The 20,787-nt window shown below is 60.1% G+C and carries 18 protein-coding genes and 3 pseudogenes; 14 read left to right on the forward strand and 7 right to left on the reverse strand.

Annotation, left to right across the window (positions count from 1 at the left end):
• Position 1: 1 nt before the first annotated feature.
• The gene (locus GIW57_RS17760; RefSeq protein WP_329605775.1) at positions 2-2,329 is read right to left on the reverse strand and encodes an ATP-binding protein; all 2,328 of its coding nucleotides are present in this window, start codon (positions 2,327-2,329) and stop codon (positions 2-4) included.
• Positions 2,326-2,571, reverse strand: a pseudogene (locus GIW57_RS17765) (helix-turn-helix transcriptional regulator); the annotation flags it as partial. The gene GIW57_RS17760 and the pseudogene GIW57_RS17765, both read right to left, overlap by 4 nt.
• Between GIW57_RS17765 and modA the strand changes: the two are divergent.
• The 11 genes and pseudogenes from modA to GIW57_RS17820 all read left to right on the forward strand — a co-directional run.
• Positions 2,570-3,073 (forward strand): annotated as a pseudogene (gene modA, locus GIW57_RS17770) (molybdate ABC transporter substrate-binding protein); the annotation flags it as partial. The pseudogenes GIW57_RS17765 and modA sit on opposite strands and share 2 nt — an antisense overlap.
• A gap of 3 nt (positions 3,074-3,076) precedes the next feature.
• On the forward strand, positions 3,077-3,760 hold the full coding sequence (gene modB, locus GIW57_RS17775; RefSeq protein WP_100465355.1) for a molybdate ABC transporter permease subunit: 684 nt from the start codon (positions 3,077-3,079) through the stop codon (positions 3,758-3,760).
• A pseudogene (locus GIW57_RS17780) lies at positions 3,750-4,409 on the forward strand (ATP-binding cassette domain-containing protein); the annotation flags it as partial. The gene modB and the pseudogene GIW57_RS17780, both read left to right, overlap by 11 nt.
• A 334-nt stretch (positions 4,410-4,743) precedes the next feature.
• Positions 4,744-5,766: a bestrophin family protein gene (locus GIW57_RS17785; protein WP_236512186.1), complete on the forward strand. Its 1,023-nt coding sequence runs from the start codon at positions 4,744-4,746 to the stop codon at positions 5,764-5,766.
• An 85-nt stretch (positions 5,767-5,851) separates the two neighbouring features.
• Entirely contained in the window at positions 5,852-7,249 is a 1,398-nt protein-coding gene (locus GIW57_RS17790) for a sigma-54 dependent transcriptional regulator (RefSeq protein ID WP_236512188.1), read from the forward strand.
• A 9-nt stretch (positions 7,250-7,258) separates the two neighbouring features.
• Positions 7,259-9,313, forward strand: coding sequence for a HAMP domain-containing sensor histidine kinase (locus tag GIW57_RS17795; protein WP_236512190.1), 2,055 nt, complete (start codon positions 7,259-7,261; stop codon positions 9,311-9,313).
• Positions 9,310-10,215: a DnaJ C-terminal domain-containing protein gene (locus tag GIW57_RS17800; RefSeq protein WP_236512191.1), complete on the forward strand. Its 906-nt coding sequence runs from the start codon at positions 9,310-9,312 to the stop codon at positions 10,213-10,215. The genes GIW57_RS17795 and GIW57_RS17800 overlap by 4 nt, the downstream gene beginning before the upstream one ends.
• Complete coding sequence (locus GIW57_RS17805; RefSeq protein ID WP_180167054.1) at positions 10,212-10,490, forward strand: chaperone modulator CbpM; 279 nt, start codon at positions 10,212-10,214, stop codon at positions 10,488-10,490. The genes GIW57_RS17800 and GIW57_RS17805 overlap by 4 nt, the downstream gene beginning before the upstream one ends.
• A gap of 19 nt (positions 10,491-10,509) precedes the next feature.
• The gene (locus GIW57_RS17810; RefSeq protein WP_100465359.1) at positions 10,510-11,460 is read left to right on the forward strand and encodes a Dyp-type peroxidase; all 951 of its coding nucleotides are present in this window, start codon (positions 10,510-10,512) and stop codon (positions 11,458-11,460) included.
• Between the two features lies 1 nt (position 11,461).
• The gene (locus GIW57_RS17815) at positions 11,462-12,007 is read left to right on the forward strand and encodes a mechanosensitive ion channel domain-containing protein (RefSeq protein WP_100465360.1); all 546 of its coding nucleotides are present in this window, start codon (positions 11,462-11,464) and stop codon (positions 12,005-12,007) included.
• Positions 12,008-12,126: 119 nt separating this feature from the next.
• Positions 12,127-12,777 carry a DUF1345 domain-containing protein gene (locus GIW57_RS17820; protein WP_157804893.1) on the forward strand — a complete coding sequence of 217 codons (651 nt, stop codon included), beginning with the start codon at positions 12,127-12,129 and terminating at the stop codon, positions 12,775-12,777.
• A gap of 18 nt (positions 12,778-12,795) precedes the next feature.
• Here the strand turns inward: GIW57_RS17820 and cls are convergent, their stop codons facing one another.
• The 4 genes from cls to GIW57_RS17840 all read right to left on the reverse strand — a co-directional run bounded on the left by cls (position 12,796) and on the right by GIW57_RS17840 (position 16,207).
• Positions 12,796-14,283, reverse strand: a complete 1,488-nt coding sequence (gene cls / locus GIW57_RS17825) for a cardiolipin synthase (RefSeq protein ID WP_236512193.1) — start codon at positions 14,281-14,283, stop codon at positions 12,796-12,798.
• 439 nt (positions 14,284-14,722) lie between these two features.
• Complete coding sequence (locus tag GIW57_RS17830) at positions 14,723-15,259, reverse strand: thioredoxin domain-containing protein (protein ID WP_100465363.1); 537 nt, start codon at positions 15,257-15,259, stop codon at positions 14,723-14,725.
• 28 nt (positions 15,260-15,287) lie between these two features.
• On the reverse strand, positions 15,288-15,779 hold the full coding sequence (locus GIW57_RS17835; protein ID WP_100465364.1) for a redoxin domain-containing protein: 492 nt from the start codon (positions 15,777-15,779) through the stop codon (positions 15,288-15,290).
• Between the two features lie 35 nt (positions 15,780-15,814).
• Positions 15,815-16,207: a DoxX family protein gene (locus tag GIW57_RS17840; protein ID WP_100465365.1), complete on the reverse strand. Its 393-nt coding sequence runs from the start codon at positions 16,205-16,207 to the stop codon at positions 15,815-15,817.
• Positions 16,208-17,202: 995 nt separating this feature from the next.
• On the opposite strand from GIW57_RS17840, the gene GIW57_RS17845 reads away from it, so the two are divergent.
• The 3 genes from GIW57_RS17845 (at position 17,203) to GIW57_RS17855 (ending at position 19,733) form a co-directional block, all read left to right on the forward strand.
• On the forward strand, positions 17,203-17,970 hold the full coding sequence (locus tag GIW57_RS17845) for a DUF1353 domain-containing protein (RefSeq protein WP_100465366.1): 768 nt from the start codon (positions 17,203-17,205) through the stop codon (positions 17,968-17,970).
• Positions 17,971-18,066: 96 nt separating this feature from the next.
• Positions 18,067-18,471, forward strand: coding sequence for a hypothetical protein (locus GIW57_RS17850; protein WP_157804894.1), 405 nt, complete (start codon positions 18,067-18,069; stop codon positions 18,469-18,471).
• 950 nt (positions 18,472-19,421) lie between these two features.
• On the forward strand, positions 19,422-19,733 hold the full coding sequence (locus tag GIW57_RS17855; protein ID WP_236512195.1) for a hypothetical protein: 312 nt from the start codon (positions 19,422-19,424) through the stop codon (positions 19,731-19,733).
• Between the two features lie 208 nt (positions 19,734-19,941).
• Here the strand turns inward: GIW57_RS17855 and GIW57_RS17860 are convergent, their stop codons facing one another.
• A complete protein-coding gene (locus GIW57_RS17860) occupies positions 19,942-20,745 on the reverse strand; it encodes a carbon-nitrogen hydrolase family protein (RefSeq protein WP_100465369.1) in 804 nt (267 codons plus the stop codon).
• Positions 20,746-20,787: the final 42 nt, after the last annotated feature.

Below are 20,787 nucleotides of genomic sequence, written 5' to 3' on the forward strand. Positions count from 1 at the left end.
CTCAGGCCGCCGGCGTGGCTTCCGTACTCCGGGAGCCACGCCAGCTTTGCATCTCCGCCAGCACCTGGCGCGCGTCGTCCCACCTGGGTGGCACACAGTCGCCCAACTCCCAGAGTTCACCGGCAAGCGCCTCCATGCCGCTCGCGCCGAGCATCTGCAGCGCTCCCTGCAGTCGATGCGCGTGATGGCGCAATCGCGCGGCATCGCAACGACCGATCGCCTCATGCAGGCATTGCAGCTCGTGATCGATATCTTCTTCGTACGCGGCCACCAGTTCGTGGGCAATGTCCTCGCTGGTACTGGCGGTTACGGGCTGACCCAGCGCATCCAGCAGCGCATCGATCTGCAGCGGCTTGACCAGCACCGCGTCGATGCCGGCCGCCTGGCAGCGTAGTGCGTGGTCGCCACCGCTGAAGGCGGAAAGCGCAAGCAGCCGGGCACCAGGTGCTCCTTCTGCCTCATGCAGCCGCAATTGCCGGGCCAGCGCGTAGCCATCCATTCCCGGCAGGCCGATATCCAGCATCACCAGCGGACAGGGCGTCTCCTTCTGCAGCGCCAATGCATCGTCGGCGTTGGCAGCTTCCTGCACCGTCGCACCCCAACGCCGCAACTGGGCTGCAATGACCTGTCGGTTCAGTGCGTGGTCCTCGACCAGCAGGATGCGCATGCCGTCCAACCGGGGCAGCGCGGCCGCTGTTGAAGTGGCCAGCGCATCTTCCTGCACCGGCTGCACGGGCAGATGAAGAATGAAGCGACTGCCGCGGCCATGCACGCTATGGAGATCCAAGGTTCCGCCCATGGCTTCGGCCAGCGTGCGGCAGATGGACAGGCCCAGCCCGCTGCCCCCGCGCTGGCGGCCCGCGTCGGCCTGCTGGAAGGGCTTGAACAGGTCACTCATCTGCGCTGGCGCGATGCCGATGCCGCTGTCGATGACTTCCATCAGCAGTGCTGCGGGCTTTGCTGGCGCATCCAGCTGCAGGCGCAGCTCTACGCCGCCTACGTCGGTGAACTTGACGGCATTGCCGAGGAGGTTGTCGAGAAGCTGCCGCAGGCAATCCGGATCGGTCGCCAGCAGCGGGAACGGCGTCTGCGGCGCGCAGAGCTGCAGGGTCAATGCCTTCTTCTGCGCCTGCGGCGTGATGGCCTGCAGTGCTTGCGCGCAGATTGCGGAAACGTCGCAGGGCATCAGCTTCGGCTGGAAAGTGCCACTGGCCAGGCGGGAGAAATCCAATGTGCGATTGAGCAGTCCGCGCAGTGTGTGGCCTGCACTGGCAGCGGCAGCTACCAGTTCGCGCTGGCTGGCCGGCAGCGGCGCTTGGTCCAGCAGATCGATTGACGCCATGACGGCCTGGGCGGAATTGCGCACCTCATGGCTGATCATGCCTGTCATCTGCGCCTGATTCCGATCGCGGTCCTGCTGCTGGCGCAATCTGCGCAGGGCCAGCAACGGAAGCGTCAGCAGCAGGGCGGTGGTCGGCAACAGCCAGAGCGCGGCGCCATCGAAGCCTTCGCGAACTTTCTGGCCGAACGCGGTTGGCAGGGCCTGCTGGGCCCAGCGCTGCAGCAGCTGGGCATGTTCTTCGATGGTGATGTCATCCAGTGCCGCCTCGATGCGCTCAAGCAGTTGCTGGTCTTCGCGCCTGGCAAGCAGGTGCAGCTGGGTCGGAAAGCTGGCGTCGAGCACTTGCAGGCGCAGGCTGTGGGAAAAGTGGCGTCGTGTCATCGCACGCGCAGTGGATTCCAGGCCGATTGCTGCGTCGGCAATGCCAGCGTCCACCGCAGCCAATGCCGCCCGCATGCTGGGGTGGGGCAGCACCGTTACTGCGGGATGGTGCTCGGCCAGCCACGCCGGATAGGGGCCTCCTTCAACGGCGGCGATCCGCAGTGTGCCGGCATCGGCTACCCGCCGCGGCAAGCGCTCGCCGATGCGGCCGACGAGCACGCTCGCACCGCCATGAAAGCTGCGCGAGGGCGTCAGGCTGGGGCAGGGCAGATGCGCCCCATCGCCGGCACCCTGCACCAGTACAAGGTCAGCCCGTCCCTCGCAGACGGCCCTCATCGCTGCGAGGGTGCTGGGAAAAGACACTTCGACGAAGGCCAGGCCGGAATGGCGGGCAACGAGCGCAGCATAGCCATGCGCCAGCGTCTGCAGCAGCTCGGGGTTGGCCGCGTCTTCCGGCGCAGGGTGCAGGGTAGGCCCCGCAGCTACCCGGACCTCGCGCCCAGCGCCCCATTCGCCGTGCTGGATGTCGCCCGCCGACGTGCAGGGAAGCAGGGTGAACAGCGCCACGAGCATCAGTTTGCGTGCACGCTTCAACAGCGCGGTCACAAGGCCTCCAGCTGCTGCCGCATTGCGAAGATCTCCGCGTCATTGCGCAGCCCCAGCTTGCGCAGTGCAGCAACCTTCTGCGTGCTGACGGTCTTGACGCTGCGGTGCCGGTGCAAAGCGATTTCCGAGACGGTCAGCCCGTCCAGGACCAAGCGGATGACTTCACGCTCATTCCGGCTCAGAGTGTCGCAGGGCGTCAGCAGCTTGCACGAAGGCGGGATACGGCAAAGGCCTTGGGCGATGGACCAGGCTCGGCAGCAGGACCTGCTGGCGGCCGGCACCCGCGGGGTGTTCGCGGTGAACGCGCTGTGGGTGGTGGTGCCGCCGCAGGCCAGGGCCGCGCCGCGTAGCTTGAACGACCTGGCCGGTGCCGGCGTTCAGCGCATCGCACTGGGCAACCCGGACAGCGTGCCGGTCGGCCGCTATGCCAAGGGCGCGCTTGAAGCGGCCGGCCTTTGGCCGTCGGTGCAAGGCAGGATCATCACGACGCAGAACGTGCGTCAGTCGCTAGATTACGTGGCGCGCGGTGAAGTCGAAGCCGGCTTCGTCTATGCCACTGATGCGCAGGCGATGCCGGACCGGGTACGCCGTGCCTTCGCGGTACCGGTGTCCGGGCGCATCGCCTATCCGCTGGCGGTGACCAAGTCCAGCGCGCAGCTGGCAGAGGCCAAGCGGTTTGCCGCCTTCGTGCGTTCGCCGCAGGGCCAAGCGATCCTGGCCAGGCACGGATTCGGCAAGCCCTGACGCATGGACCTGGACTGGAGCGCGCTGGGGCTGTCGCTGAAGGTGGCCGGCTGGGCAACCGCAATTAATTTGGTGCTGGGCGTGGCGCTGGCTGCGCTGTTGGCGCGTCGGCGCTTTCCCGGCCGTGAACTGCTGGATTCGCTGCTGACCCTGCCGATGGTGCTGCCGCCAACGGTGCTGGGGTATTACCTGCTGGTGCTGATCGGTCGCAACGGCCCGATCGGCGCGTGGCTGCAGTCGTGGTTCGGCATCAACCTGGTGTTTACCTGGCAGGCGGCGGTAATGGCTGCGGCGGTGGCTTCGCTGCCGCTGGTGTTTAAGCCGGCACGCGCGGCGTTCGAGGAAGTGGACGGACAGCTGGAGCAGGCCGCGCGGACGCTCGGTGTGTCCGAAGCGGCGGTGTTCTTCCGCATCACGCTGCCGCTGGCCTGGCGCGGCATTCTTGCCGGCCTGTTGCTGGCGTTTGCGCGCGCGATGGGCGAATTCGGCGCGACGCTGATGGTGGCTGGCAGCATTCCGGGCCGGACGCAGACGCTGTCAATCGCCATCTACGAGGCGGTGCAGGCCGGTCAGGATGGCAAGGCCAATGCGCTGGTGATCCTCACCTCGGTGTTGTGCATCGTGACCCTGTTGCTGGCCGCGCGGGTGGCAGGCGGCCGTCGCCGGGAGCTGCGCGATGTGGCTTGACCTGAAGGTGCAGCGCCGACTGCAGGCGGCCGGCCAGAGTTTCGTGCTGGACGTAGCTTTGCAGTGCACGCAGCGGCAGGTGGTGCTGTTTGGGCCCTCCGGTGCGGGCAAGAGCCTGACCCTGAAGGCGGTGGCGGGACTGCTCCGGCCGGGGCAGGGGCATGTGCGCGTGCGGGGGCAGACCCTGTTCGATGCTGCCACCGGCGTGAATCTGCCGCCGCATCGCCGCCGGCTGGGCTATGTCTTCCAGGACTACGCGTTGTTCCCACACCTGAGCGTGCGCCAGAACGTGGCCTTCGGTCTGGAGAAGGGGTGGTTGAATCCGCGGATCGGCCAGCGCTTCGATGCGGTGGAGCAGTGGTTGCGCGCATTCCGCATCGATACGGTGGGTGATCTGCTGCCCTCGCAGGTCTCCGGTGGCCAGCGCCAGCGAACTGCCCTCGCGCGAGCCCTGGTGACGCAGCCGCAGGCGTTGCTGCTGGACGAGCCGTTCTCCGCGCTGGACCATGACCTGCGCCAGCACCTGCGTCATGAACTGCAGGCAGTGCTGGCCCGGACGGGCATCCCGCTGCTATTGATCAGCCACGACCCTCAGGACATCCATTTCTTCGGGCAGCAGGTAGTGCATATGGAGTCGGGCCAGGTGGTACACGGAAAGGAAGTAAGTACAGGTCCGGACAGTAATGTCCAGATAGTCCAGCCGGCAGCCCAGGCTTACTCACTCTTGCCGCCTCGCAACCTCTCGGTAGAGGCCTTTACATCCAACGCTTCCACGTGCCTCCCCGTGTCCGTAAATGCTCATACAGGGTTTGGGGAAGGGTGCCGGGACGAACAGTGAATCCAGTTCCCTCAAGTGCACCTTACTCCTGCAACTGGTGCTTCCCAAGTGGCTCAATTGACATGATCATTCCATCAACAAGCGAAAGCTCTCCCCAGGCTACCGGCCTGCAGACCTGCCTGACCATCGTAGGGGGAGTGCAGCCATGTCGCTGACCACAAGCCCTTTCAGTGGCGCGGGGCGTTACGGCAGTCCCATTGACGCGCAGGAGGTCGACATGAGGAACGTACGCCAGGACGTCGAAATGAGGATGCGGCGCCAACCGACGATGTGGGACATTGCATTTGCGGTCAAAGGCACGATCCTTCCGAGGATCGCGAGACATTTGATGTTGATCGCGTTGATCAGCATCATCGCCATTCTTGCGTCGCTTGAGCACCCGGGTATCTTCGCCCGGTTCGGCTCCGTTCCGTTCACGCTAATTGGCATCGCGCTGTCGGTGTTCATGAGCTTCCGCAACAATGCCTGCTATTCCCGATGGTGGGAGGCAAGGCATCTTTGGGGAGAACTGATCATCGCCTGTAGATCGCTAGCACGGCAGACGGCGGCCCTTGCACCTGAGGATCGAACGCAGATCATTCATGGCCTCTGTGGATTCACGGCAGGCCTGACGGCCAGGCTGCGGAGGAACAACGAGGCCGACGCAATCGGCCTTTGGTGCAATATTGGAGCCGCCGCGAAGGGTCCCAATCCAACAAATGCGGTCCTTGAAAGTGTCGGAAATCGATGCCTGCAACTCGTCAGGAGCGGCAAGATCGACTCGATCCAGTACTCGGTCCTTGACGGCCAGCTCAGCACGCTAGCTCGTATCCAAGGGGGCTGCGAGCGCATCCTCAATACCCCGGTGCCGTTCTCATACTCGTTGCTTCTGCACCGCACGGCCATCGTGTTCTGCACCATGCTGCCTTTCGCACTGGCTGGGTCACTCGGCTGGTGGACGCTATTGCCAGTATTGATAGTGGCCTACACCTTTTTTGGTCTTGACGCACTCGGGCACCAGCTGGAAGAACCCTTCAGCCTTGCACCCAACGCGCTCCCACTGTATTCGCTGCGGCAGATCGTTGAGCGCGAGATGACGTCGATCCTAGAGCTCGCCAACACCGACGCCGGCAACGGAAGCCATGGCGAAGAACTTGCCAGCGAGCGGGCAGAACGATCACTGATATGAGGCGACGGAAGTGGCGGGCGCCGTCGCACGTCTCCGAATGAAATCACACAGCGTTTAATGCAGCACATACAGAACCGAGGGAAATATGACGCCCAAGAGCGCCATTCATGCAGCCGAAGAGCACGCCGGTGGCGATGTAGCCTGGCCGGATCTTTCAGATTCGTCGATCCTGATCGTCGACGACGAGCCAGGTATGCGCAGTTTTTTGGTGCGCGCCCTGCGGCCAAAATGCAAGGCTGTGGAAGCGGCTGCAGACACTGAAGAAGCAGAGAAGCATCTGGCCGAGCGCCATTTCGACATTGTCGTTGTCGACAACGTAATGCCTGGGAAGAGTGGCATCGTCTGGCTGGAGGAGCAGCGCCTGGAGGGTACGTCGGCTGACTTCATTCTGATCACCGCCTATGCGGACCTAGACTCGGCCATCGGTGCCATCCGTGCAGGCGCAGCTGACTTCCTACTCAAGCCATTCCGAACCAGCCAACTGCTGGCGGCCCTGTCTCGCTGTCTGGAGCGCGGTCGGTTGCAGCGCGAAAATGCTGTCCTACGCCACGAACTGCATGGATCGGGCGCGCCTTCACCACTACGCGACAAGCTCACCGGCAGCTCGCGAGTGATCCAAGCCACTCGCGACCTGATCGCAAAAGTGGCGCCCTTGCCCAGCAGTGTTTTGTTCACTGGAGAGTCTGGCGTGGGCAAGGAGGTGGCGGCACGATCGTTGCATTCGCTCTCCACGCGCGCCTCCAACCCCTTTATTCCTATCAACTGCGCAGCGATCCCGGCCGAGTTGATTGACAGTGAACTGTTCGGCCATCTCAAGGGGGCGTTCAACTGGGCGCAATCATCACGCCAAGGCTTGGTGTCCTATGCTCAAGGCGGGACGCTGTTCTTCGATGAGGTCGCCGACCTACCGCTGGCGTTCCAAGGCAAGCTTCTGCGCATGCTCGAGGACAGGCGGATACGCCCGGTCGGCGCAGAGCGCGAGACTCCCATCGACGTCCGTTTCGTCTTCGCGACCAATAAGAATCTGGTAGCGGCAGTGAAGGACGGTACATTCCGGCCCGATCTCTTCTATCGGATCAATGTACTGGAGGTGCAGATACCGCGCCTGCACGATCGGGGGACGGACGTACTGGAACTAGCGGCTGGATTCATGCGCGAACTGGGGCTGCAGCTTGGCCTACATCCTATTCCGTTCGATGAACGAACTCGTGCCTATCTCCAGCACTACTCTTGGCCGGGCAATGTCCGCGAACTGCACAACTATGTGGAGCGCAGCCTGATCCTGGGCCACTTCCCGTCGCATCTTGAACGGCTCGAATCTCTGTCTGATCCGCGCAGTCGACTTCTGTCTGAGGTCGAACGTCGGCACATCCTGGCGGTACTACGGGAAACGGGTGGTGATCGCGAACAAGCAGCCGGCATTCTGGGGGTTTCGCGGAAGACCATCGACCGCAAATGTTCCAGCTGGAACGTATCAGCTTAGGGAACCCCAATGAATCGAGTGCGCTCCGTCCGCCATCGCCTGCTGCTGATCGCGATCCTTCCGATGGTCGTCATCCTGCCAATGATCGTTGGCGTGCTCATCTATAAGTGGGACAAGCGTTTCGATGAACTGCTGTCCTCCAAGGTCGGCAGTGATCTGAAGATTGCTGGGCAGTACATGAACCAGTTGCTGATCAACGACCGTGCATCACTTGCTGCCATCGCTGACTCGGAGAGCTTTCATAGCGCAGTTGGTGGTGACAGGGACGCTCTCAGCACATTGCTTGCATCGAAAGCCCGTCCAGGTGCATTGGACTTCATCGCGCTGCTTGATCGAGATGGCCATCTCCTGGCCAGCAGCGAACCGTCATCGGAGAAGGCCGTGTTGCTCAAGTGGCCAGTGATTGAGAAGGCTGTCAACGGCGTCTCCGACGTGCAGGTAGGCGTAGTGCAAGAGGATGACCTGCGAGCGCTCTCGCCCCAATTGGCGGCGCGTGCGGAGATAGTCCGCCTGCCAGAGCCGGGAGAGCAGGCGCCGCCGAGCACATATGAAAGGCGCGCACTGATGATCCAGGCTGCCACTCCAGTGAACTTGCCCGGCCAGCAGCCAGGAGTGCTGGTCGCGGGCACGCTGCTGAACCACAACACGCACTTCATCGACCAAATCACGGACTTGATCTATCGGGGCAACGGCATGCGCTCCGGAAGTACCGGTATCGCGTCCCTGTTCCTTGGTGATACCCGCATCAGCACGAATGCCAAGCTGCCCGGCGGGCGCCCAGCGTCCGGCACAAGAGCGTCAGCGGAAGTGGCCGCAGCGGTTCTTGGTCAAGGCAGGACGTGGCTGGCAAAGGCCTTCGTGGTCAATGACTGGTATGTCTCAGGCTATATGCCGATTCGGGACAGTGAGGGCGTGCCGGTCGGCATGCTCTTCGTTGGCTTTTCGGACGAGCCATTCGCTACCGCGCGACGGAACGCCATCGGAATGATAGTCCTCGGTTGCCTGCTGGTTGCGGCAATTACCGTACCTCTGTTTCTGTATATCGCCCGTGGCGTGTTTCGGCCGCTGGAAAAGATGGACGCAGCCATTGCGCGAGTCAATGCCGGCGATCGCAACGCCCGCGCAGGCGCGCGTGGTTCCAACGACGAGATCGGGCGACTGGCATCGCAGCTGGACCAGATGCTCAACCAGCTGCAGGACAACGAGCGGCAGCTGGTGGCCTGGAACGAGGAGCTCAACACGCGGGTAGAGGAGCGGACGGCGGGACTGCTGCTTGCCAACCGTCAGTTGGAGGAAGCAACGCAGCACCTGATTGTGAAAGAGAAGTTGGCAACTATTGGCGAGATCGCCGCAGGTGTCGCACATGAGATCAACAATCCGCTCGCAGTGATGCAGGGAAATCTGGAGCTGCTGCGTGAAGCCGTGCTCCAGGATTCCGGACCAGGCGGCAAGGAGGAGTTTGACCTCATCGAGGATCAGATCCAGCGTATCAGTACGATCGTGTCCAAGCTGCTTCAGTTCTCAAAACCCAGCGAGCACGCAGCGGAATACGAACTGTTGGAGCCTTCATCCCTGCTGCTGGAAACGCTACCGCTGGTACAGCACCTGACCAAACGTCAGCCCGTCATGATCGAGAAGGAGTTTCATTCCACCCGACTCATCAAGGCCAACAGAGGGGAAATCCAGCAGATCCTCGTGAACATGATGATCAATGCACTCCATGCCATGCCGGGTGGCGGTGTCCTGGGACTAGCCACCGAGGACACGGATGACATCCACGGTGCGCCTGGAGTGGCACTGCGGATCTCCGACACCGGTAGCGGCATCCCGCAGGACATCCTGGAGCGGATCTTCGAGCCCTTCTTCACGACCAAGCACCGTCAGGGCACCGGGCTCGGCCTTTCGATCAGCCAAATGTTGGCGTCGCGGCATAGGGGAAACCTCTCTGTGGCGAGTACGGGGCCGGCGGGGACCGTCGTTGAACTGTGGATGCCAGAGGCGGCCGAGGACCGTCCCAGTGCGTTGAATTCCTCAAATGACACGAACGAATGGAGGTTGGAGTGAGCAGTCCATACGAAACACTTGGTGTTGCCAGTGACGCCACGACGGATCAGATCAAGAAGGCGTACCGGAGGCTGGCCAGGAAGCTGCATCCCGACCTGAACCCAGGCGACAAGGCCGCGGAAGAAAAGTTCAAGGATGTCGCCAATGCTTACAGGCTGCTCATCGACCCGGAGAAGCGGGCGCTGTTTGACCAGGGGGCGATCGACGAAACGGGAGCGGAGCGCCCGCGCCGTGAGTACTACCGCGACTATGCCCAGGCCGATGCCGGCTATGGCGACGGCGGCTTTGGTGGCTACGCGGATTTTGCCGAAGCCGGCGATCCGTTCGCCGAGTTCTTCCGCCGCACGTCGAATGCCCGCGCAAACCGCCGTGGCCAGGACCTCCGCTATCACCTCGAAATCAGCTTGGCGCGCGCCATCGAGGGAGGCGCCGAGCGCGTGGTCTTGGGCGATGGAGGCACCCTGGATGTGAACATTCCACCGGGCGTCACCCAGGGGCAAACGCTCCGCCTTCGAGGCAAGGGCGCAAAGGGCGCTGGTACGGGTGGAGACGGCGATGCCTTCATAGAGCTGCAGATTGCACCAGACCCACGCTTCCTTGCCGAGGGTGATTCGCTCACGATTGAGGTGCCCATTTCCTTGAAGGAAGCCGTTTTGGGCGCACGCATTACCGTGCCGACACCAACCGGTCATGCCGAGGTGGGCGTGCCTGCTGGCTCAGATGGCAACACCCGGCTTCGGCTGAAAGGGCAGGGCATGCCACTGCGTTCCGGTGGCCGAGGCGATGAGTTCGTCCGATTGAAGATTGTTCTACAGAAGCCTATGGACGCGGAGCTGGCCCAGTTCGTGAAGAACTGGGAGTCGGGCGCGTCCTTCAATCCGCGGGAAGGAGGTGCAGCATGAGCGCATTGAATGAGGTTGTCAGTGTTCAGGATATCCTCGACCAGGCCGGCGTCGCGGAAGCTGTGCTGAGCCATTGGGTCCAGCTGGAGTGGATCTCTCCACAGCAGGGTGAGGATGGACTGATCTACACGCGTGTAGATCTCAGTAGAGCACTTTTGGTTCGCGACCTTATGTTTGAAATGGAGGTCAATGAGGCAGGGGTGGATGTTGCGCTTCAACTGATCGAGCAGGTGCATGGATTGCGGCGGTTGCTGCTAGCCATGCGTGATCGGTGACTCACTTCAGGAGCGTTCAATGAGCTGCGCGACGCCGCAATCCCCCGAACCGCAACCGATCGATGCACCACTGTCGATCGCTGCATCCTTCCTTGTTCTTACCATTGAGCGGGACGCCGCGTCCCTATCTACCGTGCGAACGGTCCTGGGCAGCCTGGACGATCTGATCAAGAACGTGCTCGTCAGAGATGTGACCGGCACCTTTACCTGCAACGTCGGGATTGGCGCGAACGTATGGGGCCCGCTCCTTGGCACGGCGCCACCTGCTGAACTACGTCCGTTCAGGGAGATCCGAGGCGCAGCGCATGCGGCAGTCTCCACGCCAGGCGATCTCCTGTTCCATATCCGCGCCAAGTCAATGGATCTGATTGTCGCGTTCCAGCAGATGCTCTTCGAGGGTTTGGAAGGGACAGTTGCAGCGCAGGACGAAGTCAGTGGATTCAGATACTTCGACGGTCGCGATCTGCTGGAGTTTGTCGATGGTACTGCCAATCCAGTTGGTTTGGCGCTCCCCGAGGCGACTATCGTCGGAAGCGAAGATCCCGCGCACGCGGGTGGAAGCTACGTTGTCACACAGAAGTACCTTCACGATCTCAAGGCCTGGAAGGGCCTTAGTACTGAGGTCCAAGAGCAGATCATCGGTCGCAAAAAATTTTCGAACACCGAGCTCCCAGACGCACCAGAGGCGGATCAGAAGTCGCACAAGACGCTGTGTACCATTACAAAGGAAGGGGTCGAACACGACATCCTGCGAGACAATATGCCCTTTGCAAGGCCGTCAAACGCCGAGTACGGAACCTACTTCATTGGCTATTCAAGACATCTCTGGGTGGTCGAGCAGATGCTTGAGCGAATGTTCATCGGCAACCCGCCGCCGCTTCACGACCGAATTCTTGATTTCTCAAGAGCTGTGACTGGCAACGTCTTCTTTGTTCCGTCCAGAAGCGCACTCGCGGCAATGGCAGGCTGAGATGCAGACTACTGTCAACGCTTTAGTGAATCCCTCATCTGTCGTAGGCGCAGTGGCGATTGGGGCGCTCATCGCGCTTCTCGCCACGATCAGTGCCGCACTTCTCAGGAGATCAGCTCGTCGTATCGGTGCACGGCTTACGGATGGGACCACGCTCCAGTTTGCAAGCGTACTGGGACAGTGGTTGATCTACCTGCTGGCCGTCGGCCTCTACGCGCACCTTATCCCTGAGCTCAGGACCCTCGGGTCGACGATGCTTGCGGGGGCTGGCATCCTTTCAGTTGTAGTAGGTCTAGCGGCCCAGGATACCCTCGGTAATCTGATCGCAGGATTCTCGCTTCTCATGTCAAAGGCGATGCGCGTGGGGGATACCGTCCGCGTGTATGCTCCTAATGGGGTCATCGAAGCCCGGGTAGAGGGCATCTCTCTTGGTTTCACAACCCTCCGGGATGCACAAGGGAACGAGGTCGTAATTCCAAATGGTGTTGCCATGGGCAGCGCCATTGTTCGAGTTGCCCATCCAGACTCTACGAAACAAAGTGACTGAATAAGCCGCCAGTTGGTGGTCCATCCCCGCAATCGCGGTCCAATGACGCTGGAAAATGACCAGCAAGCCTCGTCGAATCTCCGCCAGGTCGCTGGCTGGACATCAAATGGAGCCAGAATGTGATCAAGCTTTCGCATGCTAGGGCAAGCTTCTACCTGGCCGCCGGAGCAGGGGTTCTCGCCTGGGGTTGGGCAGTCCACTCTGCGCCGTATCTGGCCTTGGTGGTAGGCGTGGATGTTTTCTTTGTTGCCTATCTGGCAAGGACACTGGCTTCCGTCCCCACTTACGACGCTGAACGGCTCCGACTGAACGCAGGCCACCGGGATGAGCCGCTGTGGATGGTGTTAATCATTACATTGGCAGCGGCAGCTCTGGCGGTGGGGCTGGTCATCTCCGTAAGCGGGAAGCAACACAAGCCTTTAGAACTGGGGCTGACTTTGGCGTCGCTGCCTCTCGCCTGGGCCACCATCCACGCAATGATGGCTTGGCACTACGCGCACATGTACTGGAGAAAATCCGATAAGAGTTGCGAGAACGAAGGTGATCAGGATGGCTATCACGCGGGATTGCTCTTCCCCGGGAATAAGCCGCCTGGGGCACGCGATTTTCTGTATTTCGCGTTTATCATCGGAGTCGCCGCACAGACGGCTGATGTCTCCATCTCTTCGTCGAAGATTCGAGCCGTGAGCCTGCTGCATTCGCTCGTGGCCTTCGCCTTCAATACCGTACTACTGGCTGCAGTCGTGAATGTTGTGGTGACGCTGGCGTAGCTTGATCGTCCGGCACCTCTAGAGAACGGGCGACATCATGCCGATGGCATTCTGAAGAAGCCGCATATGGAAAGGCCAAGCCTCCACCGCCTCGAGAGCTATCTGCTCAGACACACGTACGTAGCCTTCCTGTCGATTCGTGATAGCCGATGTTGCCAGTGGATCCATGATGAGGAGATTGTTCTCGAAGTTGAGTTGCAGGCTACGACGATCCAAGTTGGCGGATCCAACCAATGAGAATTGCCCATCCGCCGTCAGTGATTTAGTGTGAAGTAGCCCAAGCGGATACTCGTAGATGGATACTCCTGCCTGAAGCAAGTCACGGTAGGTACTGCGGCATGCGTAAGCCACCAACAGTGAATTGTTGCGTTTCGGAAACACGATCGTGGTTCTTACACCCCTGCGCGGCGCAGCGCATAGTGCCCGTAGAAGGGCCTCGTCTGGAACGAAGTAGGGGGTAGTGATCAGCAGTTCACGCCGTGCGGCGTACACCGCGCCGACAAACGAATCCGACATGGCGTCACCAGCTGTTGACGGACCGCAGCCATACATCTGGGCCACCGCACCTTGGGCAAAGAAGGCTGGCAAAGGGTGCTGCGACGGCAGCGACTCCAATTCCTCGCCGGTTTCGGCCATCCAGGTGCTCAGAAACAGCCACTGCGCCTGTCTCACTATAGGGCCTTCGCATCGCAGGAAGATATCTACCCAAGGAGCGAACTTTGCAAGCACCCTGAACTCAGGATCCGCACAGTTCTGACTGCCACAGAACGCAATTGCATTGTCGATGACGACCAGCTTACGGTGATTGCGAAGGTCAATTCGCCCTAGCGCCAGATGTCCTATACGAGGGATATCGTCCAGCGTTGCAAGCAAGCGAACTCCGGCCTCCCGCAGCTGTTGCCAGCGTCGGCTACGGATGAATGACCGTGACCCCAAAGAATCGACGATGACCCGGCATGCCACCCCTCGGAGAGCTGCTGCGACAATGGCATCGGCAACTCTGCCGCCATTGCCATCGTCAAGCCAGATGTAGAAGCTGATATGTACGTGATCACGGGACTCAGCAATATCGGAGATCAGTCTTTCGATGGCTGCATCGGAGTCGAGCATCGGCTCGTTCGGTGAGGCGGAAGTCGAGCCCAACAACTCGATCCTGTTGCCGCCGACAGGCCCCAGTCCATTGGTGGTCGCGCAGAGATTGGACAGTAATTGAGCGGCAGGAGGCAGCAGTGGAGCCTGGGGTGTCGGGATGGCTCCAAGCATCTGTTCGGCCCGATGAAGGCGCGATATCCGACCGCGGCCAATACTGGTCTCGCCGAGGAGGAGGTAGGCGATTGTGCCCAGCGCAGGAAGGGAAAGAACGATCGCCACCCAAGCGACCCTTGAAGCTGGAGTTCGGTCAGGCCTGGTGATCGCGCGTGCCAGAACCGCGACCTGGAAGGTCAGCAAAAACCAGAAGATTGTGACTCCAAATGGCTGCTGAAGCCATCGCAGAGACTCTGGCATGGAGGTTCCTCAGGATTCTGACGCACTGAGTCTAAGAGCAACACCTATCGCCAGTCACGCAATGGGCGGACATGCTGTTGCCCCTCGCCGAGACGCTTTGAGCGGTCTACGGCCAAGGCTACTTCATGGCGTCTCCATCCGCTTTCTGCTGCCGGATCTGTAGTCTCCATCCGCTTTCTGCTGCCGGATCTGTAGAGGACAGTTTGGAGCCGTCCGTAAGGCAAGGCAGCAGATGCCTTGGCGCCAGCATGGAAGCTAAGGCCGCTGCGATTTGGTACCTGCCGACATCGATGTTCCCCAACGATGGGCCGGCCATGGCGCCGGCAGCGCAAGAAGAAACTGCATCGCCGCCGCCTGCTCGATCAGCGAGCGTTGAAGCCGAGTGATCCACACATCGTCTGCGGTTCAACGCACGACATCCCATTACGTAGATAGGTGGTCAGCGATTCAATCCGCCGATCGTGTCTCGGATGACGCTAGCCAACCCCTCAATGCCACCTTGCATAGAATAGAACTGGTCGTTGATAAAAAAGCTAGGCGTACCGTTCACGCCGCTACGCAAGCCTCCATTGAGATCGGCATGGATACGCGTACCGAATTGCCCGGTTTCGAGGGCCTCACGCAGCTCACCAAGATCCAGATCGAGGTCACGTGCCAGTTCGGCATACAAAGCTGGGCCAAGTTGGTCTTGATTCTCGTAGAGCGCATCATGCGCTTGCCAGAACTTACCATTGGCCGCGGCATACTCTGCAAAGATCGCGGCAGGCATTGCCTGAGGGTGGACCTCACTAAGGGGGAAGTTGCGAAACACGAAGCATAGACGTTCGCCGAACTGAGCTTGCAACTCTTTGATGCCGCTGTAGGCATCGCCGCAATAGGGGCATTGATAATCGCCGTATTCAACCAAAACGACTGGCGCATCGACCGAACCCTGTACATGATCACGCGAACCTACGGGAACATGAAGCGTCGACATAATAGACCTCCTGCTTTGGGCATGGATTTCAAGATTTTTTAAGGGACTCGAGAGCATCCAGCACACCGTCGACACCAGGATTGATTGCGACTGGAGACAGGTAGCTCCAGGCTATGCGTCCCTGTGCATCGACAACAAACAAGGCCCGTTTACAGTAGCCGTGCTCGGCGTCGTACGCGCCATACATGGTGGACATCGCACCTTTGGGGTGAAAGTCCGAAAGCAAGTCGAAGCCAAGATTGCGGGCGGCGATAAAGGCCTTGTGGCACCAAACACTGTCTACAGATATGCCAAGCGTCGTTGCGCCACTTTCTGAGATGAGTGGAATCGCCTGGTTGAAGATTGCGAGCTCATCTGAGCAAACCTCGCTCCAGTCGGCCGGGTAGAACACCAGAACTACAGGCTTTCCGCGCAATTCGTGGAGCGACAAGGTCTGATCGGGCGTGGCGTTAAGCGTGAAATCTGGTGCCTCGGCGCCCACCGACAAGATATCGTCACGGGCAATTGTCTTGACGGACATAGTCTAACTCCATAGTGAATGGGTGTCGGGTGATCTCAGCGCAGGTAGGCAAAGAAGCCTGTCGGGGTCCCGCCGAACAGTGATAGCGAGCCCGGTCCCACGGCAGCGAGCAAGAAGAAGCCACCGGCCAATCCCACGTGCGCCAGTTGCTGATTGATATCACCCTTATGAGACATATAGCCCGTTAGCAAGCACCACACACCTAGCAGGCTACCTACCATCAGGACTGGGTAGCCAATGCACACCGCTACACCCCCTAACAGTTCGCAGGCGCCAATCAGGAACGCCAGGACTCTGGCGTCGGGCAAGCCCATCTTGGCGAGCACTGGCACCAGCTGCGCCTCGCCACCACGCAGCTTCATCATTCCCCATATCACGAATGGCAGCCCCAAGAACAAGCGGGCGACAAGCAAAGCCCCTGCGCTCATGATTGCGTTCTCCCCGTTCGACGGCGCCTGTGGGGCGGGCCCTATGCGTGTGCCTCAGGACTCGCTGGCGTTGACTTTACTCTTGTCGTCGGCAAGTGAGAACTCTTATGTCATGCGGATTTAGCATGGACATTCTGGTCGATTACCAGGACATATTGTCCCGCTTCCCGGGAAGAGGAGGGGGTCACAGGACTGCATGAGCAGCCACGGCGGCAAGGAAATCTTCCAGGGTCGTTCGCCCATGATCATGCTGAAGAAAAAACCGTCAATGCTCGCCGCTCCGTTCAGGTCTACATTCGCACTGACATGCCAAACGAGCTGGGGTACAACATCATCCTCACCCAAGATGCCCTCTACCAGTCGCCTGACTCAGTCGCCGAGCAGATAAAAGCCGCAGTGGGGATATGCCTGTCTACATCACCTTCGATAGCGATGCCCTAGATCCTTAGTCTGCCCCGGGCACAGGCCCCCCCCGTACTTGGTGGCCCCTCCACTTTCCAGGCCGGCGAAGCCTTGAGGCGTCTGATGAGTCTCAATGTGGTGGGCGGCGACCTGGTCGAAGTAGTGGCTCCGATGTACGACCCGAGTGGGGTGACGACGCGGTCAGCTGCAGCCGTTGCGCGTGACATGATGTAGCAGTTGGCGGGCCCCTCGGCTGCCAGCAAACAAGCTCTTGCTAAGTAATCCGGCCAGCTTGGGCAACGAGAGCGAAAATGACCCTGGGTGTCTGGCCATCGGTACGGCCAGACACCAGTCTCAACTCTGCGACCGTCCACTCAGCGGCCGCTTCCCATCCCGCGAGTTGCAGCCGCCCGCATCGATGCTGGCCAAACTGTCAGGGGCTGGCCAGCGTGTCACTGACGCTACCACCTGTCGGCAAACCGCAGTGGGATATGGAATATCAGTAGATACTCGTTCAGACTCGGCTGCGCTTGGGTTGAAGGCTGCCCAGGCCAAGGCAATGAAGCCCATTCCCTGAGATCGAGGATGGAACCATGAAGAAGATCACTCTAGCGCTTTTGATGGTTGCTTCAGGTGGTGTGAGTGGGGGGGAGTTCACCAAGCCAGTTACGGTCAATCTCTTGCCTAACGGCATAATCGAACTGGCTAACGATGTCATCTACACCGATGATGCAGGCCGAAAGTGGCGAGCTCCAAAGGGCACCATTGCCGATGGAGCGTCGATTCCGCGCATGTTCTGGAGCGTCATTGGTGGCCCGCTTGATGGGGACTATCGAAACGCGTCCATCATCCATGACGTCTATTGCGTCAGTCGCAGCATGCCGTGGAGGGAGGTGCACCGCGTCTTCTATGAGGCGATGCTTGCGAGCAAGGTCGACCCTTACAAGGCTAGAGTCATGTATGCCGCCGTCTATCATTTCGGCCCGCGTTGGAACATATCAGTGCCGATTGAATCCAAAGATGTCGCCGCCGTCAGGCATGAGCTTGCAGATAAATCAGAGCTATTCGGGCTTCCAGGTCAGGCCTCCGAGGTGAAATTCACCTTGCCTGCGAACTCCGGCATGCTGGGAGGCCTGAAGGATGGTTCTTCCAAGTCCATCCTTGTCTCATATTCTGCTCAGGATGCCATGGATCTTGATGGAACCACACTGAAGAAGCTCCTCACGACCTCCGACTCCGTTCAGCTTTTTGCCACGGCAGATCCAGTGTCATCGGCCAGCGCTGAAGACCTGGAGAAAATTAAGGAGTACGTGAAACACGATCGCAGTCTCGACGATATCGAATCTATGACCTTTGAGTAGGCCTTATCATGCTACATGCCCAATAGGTAGGACCAATAGGTAGGACATGTAGCGGAGACTCCTGGGACCCTCCACTGCCTAAGCGGGAGAGTCCTAGTGTCCTTTTCGTATCGCAACAAAAAACAAAGACAAATCACAGGGAAGAAGTTCTCAATGCCATATTCCAAAGAGTCGCTGCCGAAACGAGAGCGCCTGGATCTCCTTTTCTCCGCGCTTGAGGCTGCCGAGGCTGCCGCTGATCTCCAGGAAGGATGGTCACTCGTAGACCGAGAGCTTCGGCTGATCGAAGACCAATACACGAGCCTTCCCTACGATCGTCCCAGCAACTATGGCCTAGCGCAACGCATGTACATCCCGCCGCTAACGCTGCAGGACGCCTGGAGTCAATCAGGCGGTTGGAACTCTGTGGACCTCTTTGCCCACCAGCTTAGAATCTCGGAAACTGGCGGCATCGAAATCATTGACAAGAAGACAGGCAAAGCTATCTTTTCCAAGCATTGAAGCGACTCAGCCGGGGGAGCAAAGTCTCGTGCGATCTAGGCCCGCCAGCGATGTGAACCCTGAATCCCTCATCTGTGGCCAATAGCGCTTTTGCCGCCTCACTCAGGGGAGGTGACTCAAGGTCAGCATCAAAGGTTAAACCGAGTGCCTCTGCCACGGGAACGCAAGGTCTCCCACGCCGATCATACGTGCCCGCTAGAACGATCGCCGTTGCGGCGACGACATTCCTCGAGGTGTCCATGACTCGATGCTCGATGACCCACTTCGTTTCAGGCCAGCCGATCAGCTGAGTGTCAAGTGTAAATCGGCGGAACGGTTTTAGTTATCGCTTGAACTGGATCGCTGCAGTTCCAATGACGGGATTCCAGCCCCTTTTGATCATCTGTTTGACCAGGCCTGCTCTTGTTAGGAACTCAATTCTGCCCAGATCAAAGAAGCTCCAGTATCGGCTGTTGGTCAAGTGCCGATTTACATCAATGTCGGTGGATAGAACTCGGAATGTCAATCGAGACCGTTCGAGCGGCGAGTGGAGAGTGCGGCCAAAGTATGCCTGGACGAGCGTAGAGAGAAAGCGGAACCATAGATTCATACTTGTCAAAGCTCCAAAGCGAAGTCAGAGAGGATGCTGGGGCAGGGCAAATCTTGACAACACGAAGAGGGAGTGCCGGCAAACACCTTCACAGCAGGGCCGACTGATCGGTCCGCATGCGGACCGACTCCCCCAATCAATCTCGAAGATCAAGCTCTTCGGCTTGGATGCGAAGCTACAGCAGGTCCGCGAAGGGGTGGGAGCTCAATGCACAGGCGTGTACTTCGTCGGAGTAGTAGCTCGTGTCGATTCCGTCATCGGGCTGCATCTCCCGAAAGTCAAAGAATCCGCTGGCCCGCAGCCCCATCGACGCACCGGCACCGAGCAACTATTTCTCGGTGAAGCTGGGGGCAGGGGAGTCGTGGCGGTTCCAACCGCCGCGGGGCATGACGTGGCCTGGGCCGCTGTGAGCGTGGGCTCGCTGCGTGTGCCCGAAGCGATCGGTGCAGGTGAACTGGTGGTTTTTGAGGAGGGCGGCCATGACGTTGCGCTCTTCGCCCGCGAACACACCGAGTTCGTATTCGGTACCGCAGCACGGCATCCTCATCCACTGGAGACAGACTACTACTCGGTCTACTACTCGGTGCATACCAGCCAGCAGGCGCTTCAGGCGGGAGAGGCACGCGTCCGGGAGCTCGGAGTGCAGATCGAACGGACTAGACGGGGGCGTTGAGATGCCGGGCTGACTCCACGCGGCAGGAGACATGATCCGGCAGTTGGTGAGGGCAGTGAGTAGCGATCAGAGTCTCTGCTCCACGTCCGTAGCTGGCCGCAATGCTTACTCGCGCCGCTAGAAACTGCGAGCGTCACTCATCCATTTCGACGGCGCTTGGACTGTGGCTCTGCAGCGAAAGGCAGGACGCAGATCCATGCCGACTCTCTCAACGTCGCAGCGGCAGCCACCGGCTCTCGGGCTCAAGTGTGTCCACTAGGTACATTCCCGCCACCCTGCTGTCTTTGGTGGACGGCCATACGTGGTCCTGCCCATCTTCGAACCAGTACATGCCGCTGCCGCCGCCTCCGAAATAGCGCTGCTTGCCGCCCTCCATGAAAGCCGTAGCACTCCGGCCTGCAATAGCCGAAACGAGTATCGGCGCGTTACAAGCGCGTGCCCATGCCTGCAACGGGTTGGTCCAATATGGTGTGCGCAAATCGGCACCAAACGTACTGACGATGATCGGGCATGAAGGCCCAGCGCCCAGTGCGGCAGCCTCCCCTAGCATCTGGGCTGCGCGGCCATCTGGCTCATTCCATGGCACGCAGACGTCTGCACAGATAAGCGGAATTACCTGGTGCCCGTACCAGCTCCATCGCACCAGGGCGGTGCCAGGCTGGAAGACCTCGTCCAACCACGGAACGCGCTTGAAGTAGGGTGTGTGCACTTGCCCTTCGTGGACAAGGAAGCTGGCATTTCGCTGGTAAGGGCCATCCATGACGTACCCGCCGACGATGTAGGCCAGTGAGTGAGGGGGGATCTTCTGCAGGGCCAGGATGGCGGCGTCGAGAGACGGCACGGCACCAACCTCGCAGCTGGTTATGAATGGGAATCCCTCCGGGAACACGGCAAGATCCGTGTTTTGCTCATCTGCCATTGTCAGTAGTTGCGCGATACGCTCAATAGGCACGTTGGTGCTCGCGCAGGCCTCTACCTCGCGCGCACGGAGCTGGAACAACGCGATCCTCATGGCATTGCTAGATGGCAAAAAGCTGGACAGTGAGGCTGACTG

The organism is Stenotrophomonas sp. PA-6-5C (assembly GCF_021605635.1).
GTDB lineage: Bacteria > Pseudomonadota > Gammaproteobacteria > Xanthomonadales > Xanthomonadaceae > Stenotrophomonas > Stenotrophomonas lactitubi.

Bases quoted from the DNA above. Each gene is read 5' to 3' on its own strand.
- modB (WP_100465355.1), top strand. From the start codon at position 3,077: ATGGACCTGGACTGGAGCGCGCTGGGGCTGTCGCTGAAGGTGGCCGGC.
- GIW57_RS17785 (WP_236512186.1), top strand. From the start codon at position 4,744: ATGTCGCTGACCACAAGCCCTTTCAGTGGCGCGGGGCGTTACGGCAGT.
- GIW57_RS17790 (WP_236512188.1), top strand. From the start codon at position 5,852: ATGACGCCCAAGAGCGCCATTCATGCAGCCGAAGAGCACGCCGGTGGC.
- GIW57_RS17795 (WP_236512190.1), top strand. From the start codon at position 7,259: ATGAATCGAGTGCGCTCCGTCCGCCATCGCCTGCTGCTGATCGCGATC.
- GIW57_RS17805 (WP_180167054.1), top strand. From the start codon at position 10,212: ATGAGCGCATTGAATGAGGTTGTCAGTGTTCAGGATATCCTCGACCAG.
- GIW57_RS17810 (WP_100465359.1), top strand. From the start codon at position 10,510: ATGAGCTGCGCGACGCCGCAATCCCCCGAACCGCAACCGATCGATGCA.
- GIW57_RS17815 (WP_100465360.1), top strand. From the start codon at position 11,462: ATGCAGACTACTGTCAACGCTTTAGTGAATCCCTCATCTGTCGTAGGC.
- cls (WP_236512193.1), bottom strand. From the start codon at position 14,283: ATGCCAGAGTCTCTGCGATGGCTTCAGCAGCCATTTGGAGTCACAATC.
- GIW57_RS17830 (WP_100465363.1), bottom strand. From the start codon at position 15,259: ATGTCGACGCTTCATGTTCCCGTAGGTTCGCGTGATCATGTACAGGGT.
- GIW57_RS17835 (WP_100465364.1), bottom strand. From the start codon at position 15,779: ATGTCCGTCAAGACAATTGCCCGTGACGATATCTTGTCGGTGGGCGCC.
- GIW57_RS17840 (WP_100465365.1), bottom strand. From the start codon at position 16,207: ATGAGCGCAGGGGCTTTGCTTGTCGCCCGCTTGTTCTTGGGGCTGCCA.
- GIW57_RS17845 (WP_100465366.1), top strand. From the start codon at position 17,203: ATGAAGAAGATCACTCTAGCGCTTTTGATGGTTGCTTCAGGTGGTGTG.
- GIW57_RS17860 (WP_100465369.1), bottom strand. From the start codon at position 20,745: ATGAGGATCGCGTTGTTCCAGCTCCGTGCGCGCGAGGTAGAGGCCTGC.